The sequence below is a fragment of the Pedobacter sp. HDW13 genome (assembly GCF_011303555.1).
Classification (GTDB): Bacteria; Bacteroidota; Bacteroidia; order Sphingobacteriales; family Sphingobacteriaceae; genus Pedobacter.
In genome coordinates this window covers 5,007,841-5,023,028 of sequence record NZ_CP049868.1, presented here as the reverse complement: position 1 = coordinate 5,023,028, position 15,188 = coordinate 5,007,841, and the positions used below count along the sequence as shown (strand labels likewise).

Genomic DNA, 15,188 nt, shown 5'->3' with positions numbered 1-15,188 from the left:
CGGTAAAAAACCGGCACTAAACCCTTACAATCCTTAACGCAAAACCTACCATTTTAGAACAAACCTCACAGGTTTTAAACCGTGCAGTCTGCCATTAAACCTGATAGAACGGAAAGCCTGGAGCAAAGTATGAGTAAGGACTTGCAGGATTACCAGCAGCCATGAACACCGGAGCATCCATTTTCAAAAAAATATTTCCTATTTAACAAACCTATGAGGTTTTCGAAATCCCATAGGCTTACTTGCTAACAGCTATTTCTCATACAAAAGAAGTCTAGTTTTACATGCACCGCGCTGGTTTAAACTTGACTTCTTTTATTATTTAAGGCACATAGGTTTTGCAAACATCTAACGTTTAACTAACTTAGCAGCCTAACCAAAAATTCATAAAAATTTAGTTTACATGAAAGAAGTTGTAATCGTATCGGCTGTTAGAACGCCTATCGGTAGTTTTGGAGGCTCATTAGCACAATTTTCGGCCACTCAGTTAGGTGGTTTTGCTATTAAAGCGGCAATAGAAAAAGCAGCATTAAAACCCGAACAGATTCAGGAAGTGTACATGGGCAACGTTTTATCGGCCAATTTAGGTCAGGCGCCTGCTACACAAGCTGCCAAGTTTGCCGGCTTACCAGATTTACCAGCAACCACCATTAATAAAGTATGCGCATCAGGTACTAAAGCCATTATGCTAGCGGCACAAAGTATTGCCAATGGCGATAACGATATTATTGTGGCCGGCGGAATGGAAAGTATGAGCAATGTTCCTTACTATCTTGATAAAGCCAGGAATGGTTATAGACTAGGTCACGGGCAAATAACTGACGGATTGGTAAAAGATGGCTTATGGGATGTTTACAACGATTACCATATGGGATCAGCAGCCGAGCTTTGCGCTACGGAATGTAACATTAGCCGCGAGGCACAGGATGATTTTGCCATCAACTCGTACAAAAGAGCACAAGCGGCACAAACTGCAGGTAAATTTGCCAGCGAAATTGTTGCCGTTGAAGTAAAAGACCGCAAGGGTGATATTAATTTAATAGATACCGACGACGAGCCAATAGCAGTTAAATTTGATAAAATACCGGCACTTAAACCTGTTTTCAAAAAAGACGGAACGGTAACTGCTGCAAACGCCTCTACCCTGAACGATGGAGCTGCAGCCCTGGTTTTAATGAGTGCCGATAAGGCAAAAGCACTGGGTATAAAGCCCCTGGCCAGAATACTAAGCTATGCTGATGCCCAACAGGCACCAGAATGGTTTACCACTGCCCCTTCAAAAGCAATTCCACTGGCTTTACACAAAGCCAATATTGATATTAAAGCTGTAGATTTTTTTGAGATTAACGAAGCTTTCTCTGTAGTTTCTATTGCCAATAATCAACTCCTCGAGCTAAATGATAGTAAGGTAAATGTTAATGGTGGCGCAGTGTCGCTTGGTCACCCACTGGGAGCCTCAGGCGCGCGGATTGTGGTAACCCTACTTTCGGTACTGGCACAAAACGATGGCAAAATCGGTGTTGCTGGTATTTGTAATGGTGGTGGTGGCGCCAGTGCACTGGTTATAGAAAAAATATCATAATAAACTTACAGCTGTAAAAAACTCACGATCAAACATGATGAAGAACATAAAGTTGTCTGTCCTGTTGTTTATTGGCCTGCTAGGCTTTAACGCAAAGGCGCAACAGGCACCTAATAAACTTAACGTTTTTCAGGATTCACTGATCAAAATTTCAACAGCTATGGCAACTGCATTAAGCGACAATGAGAAACTCGAAAATAACGGTAAATTTGTTAAACTCTTAGTTGAAGCCCTAAAAATGCCCAATTCTTTTACTTTCTCTTTTGATTCGTTAAAAAATGTTTCGATAATCATATCTCCTGATCACGCTTTCAGAACTTTAACCTGGTATGTACATCTCGAAAACGGCAGCTATCGCTATTATGGTACAATACAGATGAATACCAAAAATGGTCCTTTAAAGCTTTATCCGCTCATCGACCAAACGGAGAATATGAATGATTCGAATATTGTTACCAATAATCAGAAATGGTTTGGAGCAAGATACTATGAAATTGTACCGGTAACTAGCGGAAACCGTTTACCTTATTATGTACTGCTAGGCTGGAAAGGCAATACGCAGACCACTACTAAAAAGGTAATAGAAATCCTTTCATTTGATAAAGACAACGTAAACTTTGGCGCTCCTGTTTTTGATGGAAAAGAACAGAAAGGAAAGAACAGGGTTATATTTGAGTATGCCAAATCGAATGCAATGATGCTTAAAACCGATGTAAAAGCGGGGATGATTGTGTTCGATCACCTGGCTTCCTTCGATCCAGAAATAAAAGGAAAGTTTGAATTTTATGGATCGGACGGTACTTTTGATGGCTTCAAAATCATTGGAGGCAAATTAAAGCTACAGGAAGAACTTACGCTAAACAACGACCCCAATTCGAACGATGAACTTTATGCAGATCCGAAGAAAAATGTTAAGCCCATCAGAAAGTTTTAATTTTTAACAAAACTTAACAACTTCATTATCTGACACATCATTTAAAAATTTGTGAGTTTGGCATCCGCTGACTATATTGCGCCCTGCTAAACTAGCTTAAACAACACACAAATTCTGAATTCATAAACCAAAACCAACAAATGTTTTATGCAAAAATCTAATGCAACCATTAGTATTGACGATAACAAGGAACTTGATATCCATTTAGAGAGTAACAGCGTATCAAAAGAAAAATTATTTAGTCACCCGGTAGGCCTCTTTGTACTATTCTTTACTGAAATGTGGGAGAGATTTAGTTACTATGGAATGAGATCTTTACTCGTTTTATTCTTAGTAAGTGAAATGAGCAAAGGCGGCTGGCAATGGACAAGACCAGAGGCTTTACAACTTTATGCATGGTACACAGGCTTAGTTTATTTAACCCCAATAATTGGCGGCTTAATTGCCGATAGATTGACAGGATATAGAAAAGCAGTTATTTTAGGAGCCTTAATTATGACTCTCGGTCATATATCAATGGCCTTAGAAGGTGCAAATACCAATTTCTTCTATTTAGGATTATTTTTATTAATCGCCGGAAACGGATTATTCAAACCAAATATTTCTTCTATAGTTGGTAAACTTTATCCATCTACAAGTGATAAGAAAGATGCTGCTTACACCATTTTCTATATGGGTATTAACTCTGGTGCCTTTTTAGGTATGTTAATGTGCGGTTATATAGGCGAAAAAGTGGGCTGGCACTGGGGTTTTGGACTAGCGGGAGTATTTATGTTTTTTGGAATGCTTCAATTTTACTTCGGACAAAAAATATTTGGTGTTTTAGGTGCTGCCGTAAATAAGACGGAAAAAGTAGTCGATCCAACTGATGAAGTTTTACCAAAAAATGTAAGTAATCAACGCTTAGCTGTAATTGCAGTGTTTTCGATTTTTACTATCTTCTTTTGGATGGTATTTGAGCAGGCAGGCGGTTCAATGACTATTTTCGCAAAAGATTATACCCTTAGAAATTTAACAGGAAGTGCAGGTACAACTTTTAAATGGGTTGATGCAATACTTACTATTTTTCCACTTATTGCTGTAACGGTGGTTTTATTAAGCCTGGCGGCAAAAATTGCAAAAAAATATCCTGCTACAATAATTTTCACAGCAATAAGCTTTATTATTATCTGGGGATTAGCCATCTGGAAAGTACAAAAGGAATTTACCTCTTTAAATACAGAAGTTCCTGCTTCATGGTTTGGGATTTTGAACTCATTCTTTATTGTTTCTCTTGCTCCATTTGTATCTAAAGTATGGGAAACTAAATTTAATCCAAGTGGCCCTGTAAAATTTGGTCTGGGCTTAATTTTCGTCGGTATAGGCTTTGCTGGATTGGCATATGGTGGTATGGACATTGCAAAAGGAGCCACATCAGCGCAGGTAAGTATGTTCTGGTTAATATTCGCTTATTTCTTTCATACTGTTGGAGAGTTATGCGTTTCGCCTGTTGGTTTATCGTACGTTAGTAAGTTAGCTCCTGCTAAACTGGTGGGTTTAATGTTCGGTGTATGGTTTACCTGTACTGCTATCGGTAACTGGTTAGCAGGTACTACCGGAGGTTTAATCGATAAGATAAGCTCAGAATACTCTATTTCAATTTTCTTCTTAATATTTACGATCATTCCTATTGTTGCAGGGTTAATTATGTTTGCATTAAGCCCTTTATTACGCAAGTGGATGCACGGTGTTCATTAACAGAATAGAATAAATTTCATATAAAGCCCGGTTCCGATCGGGCTTTTAATTTTTAAACAAATTTCAATGGAACAAACAGTTTCAATAGAAGATATCCAGAATTTTGAGGGAAAATATCCTAAACAGCTCTGGCATCTATCGCTGGTAGAAATGTGGGAACGTTTCTGTTTTTACGGCATGCGTGGCGTACTGGCCTTTTTCATGGTGGATCAGCTAGGTTTGAGCGATCAGAAATCGAACCTGCAATATGGTGCCATTCAAGCTTTTGTATATGCGTTTACCTTTATTGGGGGTATTTTTGCCGATAAGATTTTGGGCTTTAGGAAATCACTTTTTTGGGGTGGATCGTTAATGATTATCGGTAACCTGGTCCTGGCTTTTTCGCCCCACGATCTGTTTTATATTGGCATAACCTTATCCATTATCGGTACAGGTTTTTTCAAACCCAATGTATCTTCAATGGTGGGTGAACTCTACCACGAAAAAGATAACAGAAGGGATGCCGGATACGGACTTTTTTATGCAGGAATTAATGTAGGCGGCTTATTAGGTGGTGCCATGTGTATTTATTTGGGTAAATATTACAGCTGGCATTTGTGCTTTTTATCGGCGGCCGTGGTAATGATGTTTGGCTTAGGCACCTTTATTTTCACTAAAAAACATTTAGGTCCTATTGGCAACTCGCCATTATTGCACCTTAAAAAAACAAAACAGAAAACATTCGAAATTTCGGTTTACATCGGCTCTATCCTGTGTATCCCGCTAATTTACATCATGGTAAAAAACACAGCTTTTACCGATTATTTCATGTACACGATTGGTGTGGTGGCTATGATTTACTTTTTGTACGAAACCTTTAAAATAAAAGATAAAAAGACACAGTATAAATTGCTTGCAGCTTTTGTATTTATCTTTTGTTATTTCATTTTCATGGCCATTTCCGAGCAAAGTGGTGGTTCGCTTTCGTTGTTTGCAAAAGATAACCTCGATCATAAAATTCTCTTTTTTAATATCGACCCCAATGTGGTAAACAACAGTGTAAACTCTTTCTTTGTTATTGTGTTTAGTCCGATTGTGGGTATTTTGTGGTTAGGCCTTTACAAACGCAAAATAGAGCCCAATACTGTGGTTAAATTTGGTATTGGTTTTCTTTTACTGGCGCTGAGTTTTTATATATTTTATGCTACCCGTTTCTTTGCAAACGCACAAGGCATTAGCTCGCTAAATGTATTTACACTGGCATATTTACTGTTAACGCTGGGCGAACTTTGCTTAGGTCCTATTGGTATGTCGATTATTACCAAACTTTCGCCTAAAAAGATGTTTGGTATGATGATGGGACTTTGGTTTTTATCGAGTGCTTTTGGGCAGTTGGCTGCAGGGAAACTGGGCGCAGAAATGTCGAGTATCGATAATGCTTCGTTAACCACCAAGTTAATGGCATATACTGAAGGCTATAAAGCTTTGGCATTGTACTCTTTAATAGCTGGTTTAGCTTTAATCCTTTTTTCTCAGTTGGTTAAAAGGCTAATGCAGGAAGTTAGATAATTGCTTAATATTAACCATATAAGGCATTTGAGTTTCATATAAGTTTTAAATCTTAAGTGTCCTTAAATGTCTTATATGGTAAAAAAATAATTGTTTAATGTCGTTGATGTAAAGCATCCACAATTCAAGGAAAAATCGTGATGAATTCATATTAAATCTTTACTTTCGCCTTTTGAAAGCAAAGGGCAGTGTGCAAATAAGCGCAGGGCATAAAATACAAAGCTTTTATTCATAAAAAACACAACGAACGTGCCAGATAGTTTAGTCATCATACCAACGTACAACGAGAAGGAAAACATCGAAAAGATTATCCGCAAGGTATTTTCTTTAACCCAACCTTTTCATGTTTTAATTATTGATGATGGCTCTCCAGACGGAACTGCTGATATTGTAAAATCGTTGCAGGATGAATACCAGGGGCATTTGTTTATCGAAGAACGTTCGGGCAAACAAGGTTTAGGCACTGCATACATTTATGGTTTTAACTGGGCACTGCAAAAAAATTACGATTACATTTTTGAAATGGATGCTGATTTTTCGCACAACCCTGATGACTTGGCGCGCCTGCGCGAAGCTTGCGTAAATGGTGCAGATGTAGCTATAGGATCGCGGTATGTTAAGGGGGTAAACGTGGTAAACTGGCCGATGGGCAGGGTTTTAATGTCGTACTTTGCTTCAATGTATGTTCGTTTTATTACCCGCATTAACATTCAGGATGCTACTGCTGGTTTTAAATGTTACCGCAAAATAGTGTTGGAAACCATTCCACTAAATAAAATTAAGTTTGTGGGCTATGCCTTTCAGATTGAAATGAAATTTACCGCCATTAAATTCGGATTCAAAGTGGTTGAGGTGCCTATTATCTTTACCGATCGTACTGAAGGCACTTCTAAAATGAGTACACGTATTTTTAGGGAAGCCTTTTTAGGTGTAATCCAGATGAAGGTGAACAGCTGGTTCAGGAATTATAATCGGTAGCCCTAAGTTGGGAGATTGGAATTGGGAATCAGCGTAATTCTTTTATTCTTTACTATTTCCAAACTAAAAAATCCGAACTCACAACTTACTCTCCCTCATCATTGCTCCAAAATCCTGCCCTTTATCCATCGCTTTAACCGTCATCGCAAGCCTTTTAGTACGGGTTGGTTCTGTTTTAGCCTGATTAATCCAGTTGATGTAATAGTTTTGGTGCGATTTAGGTTGTTTTAAAAAATTTTGGATCAGATGCTCCTCTTCTGACAAACAGATCTCGAGATCTTCGGGCATTTCAATTTTAAAGTCTTTATCTTCTGTTAAGAATAATTCGATAGCTGCTCCGGCTTCTTTTCTGAGTTTTTTGCGCAATGGACCATTTAAGGCAATGATAAAATCGCCCTCTCCCATCGGTATGGTAGCCAGGCCGGAAACTTCGAGCTGATCTATTTTGCCTTTTACCCTAAAGCTCTTTTTACAACCGGCTTTAATCTCATTGGCTAAAACCTCCGGAATAAATACATAACTCCAGCCAGTTTTTTCGCCCATGCTTTCGAAACGCTCTATTTCTGCTTTGAAGTGAATCATGGATTAAATATAAAAATTATGTTGATGAAAAAGCTTAAACGATGGAATCGTTGGGCTATTTATGCACGCGTTAGAAACGCGCGCAAGCGTACAAAATATTATTCGGCTCATATTTTTAACAATGTTATCGAATAATGAATATTTTTTAATCAATCGCTACCGGATTCATCTGAATATCCAGTTTGGCAAACTTTAACACCTCGATGCTTTGAAAGCCAAAATCTTCGACAACCTTACCCAAAATCAGGTAACAGCCTTTCCCTTTAAAAGGATACATAGGAGTATTATTAGGAAAATGGGTAGTATCGAAAAATTCGCCGTCGGCATCTAAAAATGTACCGAACCACATTTTGGTGTTTTTAATGGTATGTACTGTTTTCTCGCATACATAATTGCCCACCATCCTGATGGTTTTACCTAAATATTTGTGCAAATCGGCAGCCATTACATCGCCACGGTAGCTTGTTTTCAGAAAATCGAACATTTTATAATTCAACGGATAACCAAGTAATTCTAATTCTGTATAAGCATTCTCGAGCTCCGAATCTATCAGCTCAGGCAACTGATAGGTTTTATAACTCAGCTTAAAAAGCTCGGCCGCATTTACTTTTTTTTGTTTAAAGCCGAGGTAATTGTGTACATCCCAAAGCAGGGTTTTACGGTCTTTGCCGGTAAAGCGCAGGCAGCCCAAACGGATTAGAATAATGGCCTGCTCTAACGAAATATTGCTCCGCTTTACAAAATCTTCCAGATCGAGATAAGGTCCATTGGTCCTACGCTCGGCAGGAATAATCTTGATATTTTTCTCTTCCAGCCCCTGCACACCGATAAAGCCTATATAAGCATCTTCGCCCTGTATATTCACCACTTCATCGCTGTGGTTTACACAAGGTAAATGCACGTGCGCACCTGTTTTTTGCAGCTCGTTAACGTACACCCAGCGGCTGTAGAAACCACCATAATTATTAAGCACGGCAACCATAAATTCCATGGGGTAATACGTTTTAAGGTACAGGCTCTGATAGCTTTCTACGGCAAAGGAAGCCGAATGCGCCTTCGAAAAGCTGTAACCTGCAAAAGATGAAATCTGTCGCCACACTTCTGTAATCAATTCTTCTGAGTGACCTTCTTTACGCGCCGAGGCAAAAAATTTGCTTACCAATTCATCAAAAGCCAATTTCGACCGGTATTTGCCGCTCATGGCCTTGCGCAGCACATCTGCATCGGCCAGATCGAGGCCAGCAAAGTAATGGCATACTTTAATTACATCTTCCTGGTAAACCATTACGCCATAAGTTTCGGCCAGTTGCTGCTTCATTACCTCGCAAAGGTAAACTACTTTATCGGGTGCGTGATAACGTTCTATATAGGCTTTCATCATGCCCGAACTGGCTACCCCGGACGTATAATAGAACTGGCAGCTACTAAGGTGAGGTAATTATCACACTTTAATTTTTTGAGCAACTGCCGCATAGCTGGCGATTCGATATAAAAACAGCCTACGGGTTGCCCTTCTTTTAAGATTCCGTTCAATTTGGCGTCATTTTTAAAAGTCGGGAAATCGTGTATATCGATCTGCTTTCCCTTATTCTTTTGAATTAACTGTACAGCTTCGCGAATATGGCCAATGCCCCGCTGACTTAGAATATCGAATTTCTCGTACCCGATTGCTTCGGCTTCGTACATATCCCATTGTACTGTAGGAAAACCCTTGGGCGGCATATCCAATGCAGTATAATAGGTAATGGGTTCTTCTGAAATCAGAATCCCCCGGCATGTATAGAGCGCTGGTTGGGCATATTTTTCATGTATTGGTGCACAGCCAGCAATTTTTGATAGGTGGCGTTCAGCAGGTTTTCCCTTTCTTTGGTCGGGTCGGTAAAACTATCGATCTCTTCTTTGGGCAAGCCCATTACCTTACCAATTTCGCGGATAATTGCACGGTCTTTGAAAGTATTCATAGTACCCAAAAAAGCTACATGCCATTCGGGATATCGCTTAAAAATATAACGTTGTATCGTTTCTCTTTCATCCCACGAAAAATCGATATCAAAATCAGGCGGACTGGTTCTTTTTTCGTGCAGAAAACGTTCAAAGTATAAATCGAGATCGATGGGATCTACATCGGTAATGCGTAAGCAATACGCTACAATGCTATTGGCCCCAGAGCCCCGGCCTACATGATAAAAGCCACATGTGTTCATGGCATAATCAACAATATCGTAGGTGATGAGGAAATAGGCACAAAAATTTTTGAGTTCAATAATCCGTAGCTCTTTTTCCAAACGTGCAGTGGCTTCTGCATTGTTTTCGCCATAGCGATCTTTAAGCCCATTTTCTGCTAATTGGCGTAACAGCTTTTTATCGCCCTCAAAGCCTTCATTGGTATAATAGAATTTATTTTTAGAAGAAGGTGTGGGGTTATCTTCAAAGTAAATACTCAAATCGCAACTGTTTAGTAACTGATGGGTATTTTGAATAATAAAAGGATACTGTTCAAACTGCCTGGTGAGGTCGGCTTCGGGCATTAAAAATTCGCCGGGATCGCATTTCTGCTCATCGAGGACTTTACTTAACAGTGTGTTCAGTTCAATGGCCCTAAAATATTCGTGCAAACGGTATGTAATTTTATTGGTTACGGTAACCGGATGCCATACCACCAGTTTTTCTTTCTGCCTTAGCAGCGGGTGCTTGTATAAAAAATTAAGTTGCCTGCCTTGTATCCCTACAAATTCATTTTCTTTTAGTGCCTGATTAAATGATTTCTGAAAAGGATAAATGAGATATACATTCCTCATTTCGGGCGGGGTTTCGGGGAGGGCAATATTGTTGATGTTGTGGTAGCTCAAAAACTCATTCAACTCGCGCATGCCTTCTTTATTTTTCGCTATACCCACGTACAACAACCTGTTATCAGTTCTAAACTCAATACCAGCTCCGGGCTTAATCTGGTATGGAATATTGCCTTTATGTATTTCGTCGGACTCTTTGGCAATGCCCTGTTTATAGCACTGGCGGATAAACTCAATTGCCCCGGTTGAATTGTTGATATCCGTAAGAACCATTTGATGGATGCCCAGACTGCGCGCAGTGGCAATCAGCTGTTCAATACTCAGTGTACCATATTTAAGGCTATATGAAGAATGTACATTCAAAAACATGGCTAATCGTACAAGTTGGTACCGGTAGTTCCTTTTTCGCTCATAAAACTTCTGATTTTTGAACGTTTCTTTACTTCCTGTTCTTCATCAGCAGTATTTTCGATCAGTACTTTCTTTTTACGGGGGTTGTATTTTATTATTTTCCCTTTTTCATCGCGGGGTGGCTGGGTAACAATACAGGCTTTTACTACCGCCTCGGCCCCGTAACTGTTACGCACCTTATCCATGGCCTGGTACAGACTGTATTCTTCTTCGGCGATGTTATATAAGCCCATCTGTTCGTAACCACTTACCAGATGTGAAAGTTTAACGCCAATCAAACGCAAAAGCATTCTTTTGGCATAAACTTTTTCGAAAAGACTATGGGCTTTACTAATCAGAAAAGAATCGAGCGAGGTATAGGGAATCCGTTCCTGCTGGGTAACCGTTTCGAAATTGGTATAGCGCACCGTTACGGTAATACAGGCAGTAAGTTTTTTCTGATTGCGCAGTTGAAAGGTTAACCCTGTTACCATGCCGGTAATAATGGCTTTCAGTTTAGCGATATCCATGGTATCGCTTTCGAAAGTAGCCTGTGTACCAATGGATTTCCTTTCGCGGTAAGGCACTACAGGAGCCAGATCGATACCATTTGCTTTTTGCCATAAACTTAGCCCGTGTTGCCCCAAAATTTTAAACATAAGCTGCTGCGGAATTTGTGTAAGGGTAAGGATTTGCCGCACCCCCATTTCGCTTAACTTTTTATAGGTAGCATGGCCAATGCCCGGAATTTTATGAATAGCCAGCGGATCGAGAAAAGGCCTTAACTCTGGAAAAGTAACCTGCCGTTCGCCATCTGGTTTTGACTCATTGGTAGCAATTTTAGCCACCGTTTTGTTAACGGATAAACCAAAGGAAATGGGTAATTTCATTTCTCTTATAATGGTTTGCCTGAGTTCGGAAGCAAATTTCATGCAGCCAAAAAAGCGGTCCATACCCGTCATATCGATATAATGTTCGTCGATACTGGCCTTTTCAAAAAGGGGCACTTTATCTGCGATGATTTGGGTAATCTCATGCGAGGCTTGTGAGTATTCTTCCATATCTCCCCTTAAAAAAATAGCTTGCGGACAAAGCAATTTTGCCGTTCGGCCAGGCATTGCCGAATGGATACCATATTGCCGGGCCTCGTAACTGCATGAAGCTACCACGCCCCTATCGCTACCACCGCCAATAATAACGGGTTTACCCAATAGTTTTGGGTTTTTTCTAATTTCTACCGACACAAAAAATGCATCTTGATCCATATGAATAATCTGCCTTTCTTTTTCCATTGCTATAATACTGGGATGAATAGATCAAAAATACTAATATTTTTAGTTTTAATAAAAACGCAAATTGAATTGTTTTAAACAAAATACTAACAATTTTAGTTTTATTTTTTAGTAATTATTGCAACATATAGTCATTTTTTTTCATACAAGACATTTCAGGGCATGTAGACCTGACCAAACCTTGCAGGTTTGAATCTGAGAAGAGTAGTCTGTGAAGACACAGACCATGGCGAGGCTGAAATAAATCCGATAGTTATCGGATCAGCAAGGCGGCAACGTAACATCGCGACTGTCCGGGAATGCCATAAAAAATGCCCCCGGTTTACACCGGAGGCATTAAAAAATAAAATATATTGTTAACCTTAGCTATGCTTATTGTTTTACAATTTTAAATTCTGTTCTTCGGTTAAGCTGATGTTCCTCTTCTGTACAATTTACCCCGTTGGCACATTTGTTTAGCAGTTGTGTTTCGCCGTAACCTTTAGCCGTAATGCGGTTTTTATTAATACCTCTTGATATGATGTACTGCACAGCAGATTCGGCACGTTTTTGCGATAAATCGAGGTTATAATTGTCTTTACCCCTGCTATCGGTATGCGAACCTAACTCAATCCAGATGGTTGGGTTATCAGTCATGATTTTCACCAGTTTATCCAACTCTACAGCGGCATCGGCACGGATGTTCCATTTATCGAAGTCGTAGTAAATATTTTCAATGCGGATGGCTTTGTTAATCACCACAGCTTCTAAATACAAATCTTCTTTTAGCACAGCTGAAGTGGTTAAGCCAATAGTGGCCAGGTTTTCTACATCAGCCCTGTAATTTGTTTTTTCGGCCGAAACATTGTATTCTGATTCTTTGTCGAGATCAAACTTGTAAAAACCGTTCTCGTCGGTTTCTGTTTTTAAGATGCTGCCATTTACCTTGGCTAAAGTAACTAAGGCACCTGTGAGCGGTTGTTTACTTCCCTTATCAAAAACACGGCCTTCGAGTTTGAAAGCTAAAATCATTTTCTGGTCGATGCTGTAAATATCATCGCTGCCCAAACCACCCTCGCGGTTAGAAGAAAGGTAAACAATACCGCCTTTTTCGTTTAGGCTAAAGCCAAAATCATCCTGCGGGGAATTGAAGGGATAACCCATATTTTCAATCTGACGGATTTCGCTACCAGATTTTAAAGCCCTGAACACATCCAGTCCGCCCATTCCGGTACGGCCATCGCTCGAGAAATAAAAATTATCTTTTGCATCAAAAACCGGGCTACGTTCATTGCCCTCGGTGTTTACTTCTTTCAGGTTAATTGGCTTCCCCCAGTCGCCGGCACTGGTTTTTAAACAAACATAAATATCTGTCCCGCCCAATCCACCAGGCATATTGGAAACGAAATAAAGGCTATCGCCATCGGTGGTAATAAAAGGATCGCCAACCGAATATTGGTTTACGTTATTATAGGCAAAAGATACAGGTTTGCTCCAGGTACCATCGGCAGCTTTGTTGCAGCTAAAAATCTCAACATTAACCGTTGTAGGCTGTTTCTTTAAACGCTCGAGTTCGTTGGTAATGCGGGTTAAGGTAAAATACATGGTTTTGCCATCGGCAGTAAAACTTGCCGAACCTACATGGTACCTTGTTCCGGCTTTTATCGGGAACAAGGCCAGGCTATCAGCCGGGGAAGTTTTGATGTACAGTTTTAAATATCCGTTACCGGTCCAGCCATAAACTTTTTTATCGGGTTCTTTGCTGCCATCGAACCTTAAAAAGGGTTTGCTTTCCTGCGTTTCGAGGCGGGCATCCGACCTGTCGGAAGTAAATACTACCCCTCCCTGATAATTAACGGCACCCCAATCTGACTGTATGCTGTTTAATGCCTTTTGATTAACCAGTTCGATCTTTTTAGGGTTCTTTAACCATTTCAAGGCCGAATCGCAGGAAGAAAGCCAAACAGCCTGCTGCTTTTCTGATACGTTTTTATTTTTACTGATGTAATCCAGGTACTGCACTTTGGCTTCGCTGTATTTAGAGTTGCTTTGTAAAGCTTTGGCATAACCTAAAATATTTTCGACTTTGCTGTCGGGCATTTTCGAGGCAATGGCATACCAGCTTTCGGCCTCCTTATAATTGTAAACCAGGGCATAGGCGCTGGCCAAACGTTCGGCAGTATGCAAGCTTGCTTTCTTTTTATAGGCCTGTTCGTATAAATCAATGGCTTTGCTGTAATTAAACAGCTCGTATTGCTTATCGGCATCTTTTAAAACATATTGTGCTTTTGCTGAGAAACTGAGAGCAAATAAACAATATGCAGAAAAACAGGTTCCTAGTAAAATTTTCTTCATTATAGCGTTTAGTTAATTTGGTCAAAAATATGAAATATGATTTATTTAAAACACCCTTGGGGTACTTAACCTGATATTTTGTCTGATAAATGAATAGGCAATCGAAATCTCGTGGGTACCGCTGCTGTAACCTTGCAAGGGACCGATAGAGAAATCGTAACCATAACCAATCCTTAATTTTTCGGAAGGAAAGATCTGTATGGCTGCAACAGCAGAGTTGCGTGGTGTAAGATCTTTTTGCAAATAACTTTTATCATACAGTTTTACTCCTGTACGATAAGAACCACCTATCCAGATAAAATCTTTGATCATTAAAGAGGCATTTACATCTAAGCTGGTTGGTCCGCCACGGTCGTCTTTTAACAGAAAAGAAGGCTTGATCTGAAAATTTTCGTTAAGCGGAAACAGTGCACCTGCTGTTAAATAATAATGTGGTTTGGGTTGCGGAATAAAAGCATAACGATCGATATCAATATAAGTAGCAATCAGGTTATCGACCGAAAAACCAGCATAGTATTTATCGTTGGCAAAGTATACGCCAGCCCTTGCATCGGGTACAATGGTACTCTGCATGCCTACCGGTTGGTTAGGTTCAGGGTTGTTCGGGTTTAAAAGAGAACCATCTATCCCCAATTGTGCCATACCTACCCCTAAACCTAAAGCCAGGCGAGAGCTACCATCATCGTTCAGCCTGATGCGGTAAGCATAGTTACCGTAAATGCTCAGGTTATTCTGTGCGCCCAGTTTATCGCTTGCCACCTGAAGCGCCAACCCCACATTACCACTGTTGGCAATGGCATCGACCGCCAGCGACATGCTTCGGGGTGCACCGGTAATTCCCGTCCACTGGCTACGGTAAAAGGTGTGTACGTTTAATACTTCTTTATAACCTGCGTAGGCCGGATTGATGTAAATGCCGTTGAACATGTATTGGCTGTACTGGGCATCCTGCTGTGCAGATGCTGCCCCCGATAGCAACATGAACGAACCTGCTATTATCCAAATTAATTTCTTCATCG

Annotated in this window: 12 protein-coding genes; 5 read left to right on the top strand and 7 right to left on the bottom strand. The window is 40.0% G+C overall.

The window, feature by feature from the left end; all coding sequences use genetic code 11:
* Positions 1-403: 403 nt before the first annotated feature.
* The 5 genes from G7074_RS20915 to G7074_RS20895 all read left to right on the top strand — a co-directional run bounded on the left by G7074_RS20915 (position 404) and on the right by G7074_RS20895 (position 6,779).
* The gene (locus tag G7074_RS20915) at positions 404-1,582 is read left to right on the top strand and encodes an acetyl-CoA C-acyltransferase (protein WP_124559214.1); all 1,179 of its coding nucleotides are present in this window, start codon (positions 404-406) and stop codon (positions 1,580-1,582) included.
* 34 nt (positions 1,583-1,616) lie between these two features.
* Positions 1,617-2,516: a hypothetical protein gene (locus G7074_RS20910; RefSeq protein WP_166211106.1), complete on the top strand. Its 900-nt coding sequence runs from the start codon at positions 1,617-1,619 to the stop codon at positions 2,514-2,516.
* Between the two features lie 147 nt (positions 2,517-2,663).
* A complete protein-coding gene (locus G7074_RS20905) occupies positions 2,664-4,253 on the top strand; it encodes a peptide MFS transporter (RefSeq protein WP_124559215.1) in 1,590 nt (529 codons plus the stop codon).
* Positions 4,254-4,319: 66 nt separating this feature from the next.
* Complete coding sequence (locus G7074_RS20900; RefSeq protein WP_124559216.1) at positions 4,320-5,801, top strand: peptide MFS transporter; 1,482 nt, start codon at positions 4,320-4,322, stop codon at positions 5,799-5,801.
* A gap of 249 nt (positions 5,802-6,050) precedes the next feature.
* On the top strand, positions 6,051-6,779 hold the full coding sequence (locus G7074_RS20895; protein ID WP_124559217.1) for a polyprenol monophosphomannose synthase: 729 nt from the start codon (positions 6,051-6,053) through the stop codon (positions 6,777-6,779).
* A gap of 78 nt (positions 6,780-6,857) precedes the next feature.
* On the opposite strand, the gene G7074_RS20890 is transcribed toward G7074_RS20895, so the two are convergent.
* The 7 genes from G7074_RS20890 to G7074_RS20870 form a co-directional block, all read right to left on the bottom strand.
* Complete coding sequence (locus tag G7074_RS20890) at positions 6,858-7,361, bottom strand: YdeI/OmpD-associated family protein (RefSeq protein ID WP_124559218.1); 504 nt, start codon at positions 7,359-7,361, stop codon at positions 6,858-6,860.
* A gap of 145 nt (positions 7,362-7,506) precedes the next feature.
* On the bottom strand, positions 7,507-8,742 hold the full coding sequence (locus tag G7074_RS27355) for a hypothetical protein (RefSeq protein WP_255456750.1): 1,236 nt from the start codon (positions 8,740-8,742) through the stop codon (positions 7,507-7,509).
* Between the two features lie 11 nt (positions 8,743-8,753).
* Positions 8,754-9,083, bottom strand: coding sequence for a hypothetical protein (locus G7074_RS27700; protein ID WP_255456749.1), 330 nt, complete (start codon positions 9,081-9,083; stop codon positions 8,754-8,756).
* A gap of 38 nt (positions 9,084-9,121) precedes the next feature.
* Entirely contained in the window at positions 9,122-10,522 is a 1,401-nt protein-coding gene (locus tag G7074_RS27345; protein ID WP_240916374.1) for a PHP domain-containing protein, read from the bottom strand.
* 2 nt (positions 10,523-10,524) lie between these two features.
* Complete coding sequence (gene dinB / locus G7074_RS20880; protein WP_124559220.1) at positions 10,525-11,835, bottom strand: DNA polymerase IV; 1,311 nt, start codon at positions 11,833-11,835, stop codon at positions 10,525-10,527.
* A 372-nt stretch (positions 11,836-12,207) separates the two neighbouring features.
* Positions 12,208-14,169: an OmpA family protein gene (locus tag G7074_RS20875; RefSeq protein ID WP_124559221.1), complete on the bottom strand. Its 1,962-nt coding sequence runs from the start codon at positions 14,167-14,169 to the stop codon at positions 12,208-12,210.
* Between the two features lie 45 nt (positions 14,170-14,214).
* Complete coding sequence (locus G7074_RS20870) at positions 14,215-15,186, bottom strand: type IX secretion system membrane protein PorP/SprF (protein WP_166211103.1); 972 nt, start codon at positions 15,184-15,186, stop codon at positions 14,215-14,217.
* Positions 15,187-15,188: the final 2 nt, after the last annotated feature.

Excerpts from the sequence above, each read along its gene's own strand:
- G7074_RS20890 (WP_124559218.1), bottom strand. The coding sequence starts at position 7,361 with ATGATTCACTTCAAAGCAGAAATAGAGCGTTTCGAAAGCATGGGCGAA.
- G7074_RS20905 (WP_124559215.1), top strand. The coding sequence starts at position 2,664 with ATGCAAAAATCTAATGCAACCATTAGTATTGACGATAACAAGGAACTT.
- dinB (WP_124559220.1), bottom strand. The coding sequence starts at position 11,835 with ATGGAAAAAGAAAGGCAGATTATTCATATGGATCAAGATGCATTTTTT.
- G7074_RS27700 (WP_255456749.1), bottom strand. The coding sequence starts at position 9,083 with ATGCCGCCCAAGGGTTTTCCTACAGTACAATGGGATATGTACGAAGCC.
- G7074_RS27355 (WP_255456750.1), bottom strand. The coding sequence starts at position 8,742 with ATGATGAAAGCCTATATAGAACGTTATCACGCACCCGATAAAGTAGTT.
- G7074_RS20915 (WP_124559214.1), top strand. The coding sequence starts at position 404 with ATGAAAGAAGTTGTAATCGTATCGGCTGTTAGAACGCCTATCGGTAGT.
- G7074_RS20900 (WP_124559216.1), top strand. The coding sequence starts at position 4,320 with ATGGAACAAACAGTTTCAATAGAAGATATCCAGAATTTTGAGGGAAAA.
- G7074_RS20870 (WP_166211103.1), bottom strand. The coding sequence starts at position 15,186 with ATGAAGAAATTAATTTGGATAATAGCAGGTTCGTTCATGTTGCTATCG.
- G7074_RS20875 (WP_124559221.1), bottom strand. The coding sequence starts at position 14,169 with ATGAAGAAAATTTTACTAGGAACCTGTTTTTCTGCATATTGTTTATTT.
- G7074_RS27345 (WP_240916374.1), bottom strand. The coding sequence starts at position 10,522 with ATGTTTTTGAATGTACATTCTTCATATAGCCTTAAATATGGTACACTG.
- G7074_RS20910 (WP_166211106.1), top strand. The coding sequence starts at position 1,617 with ATGATGAAGAACATAAAGTTGTCTGTCCTGTTGTTTATTGGCCTGCTA.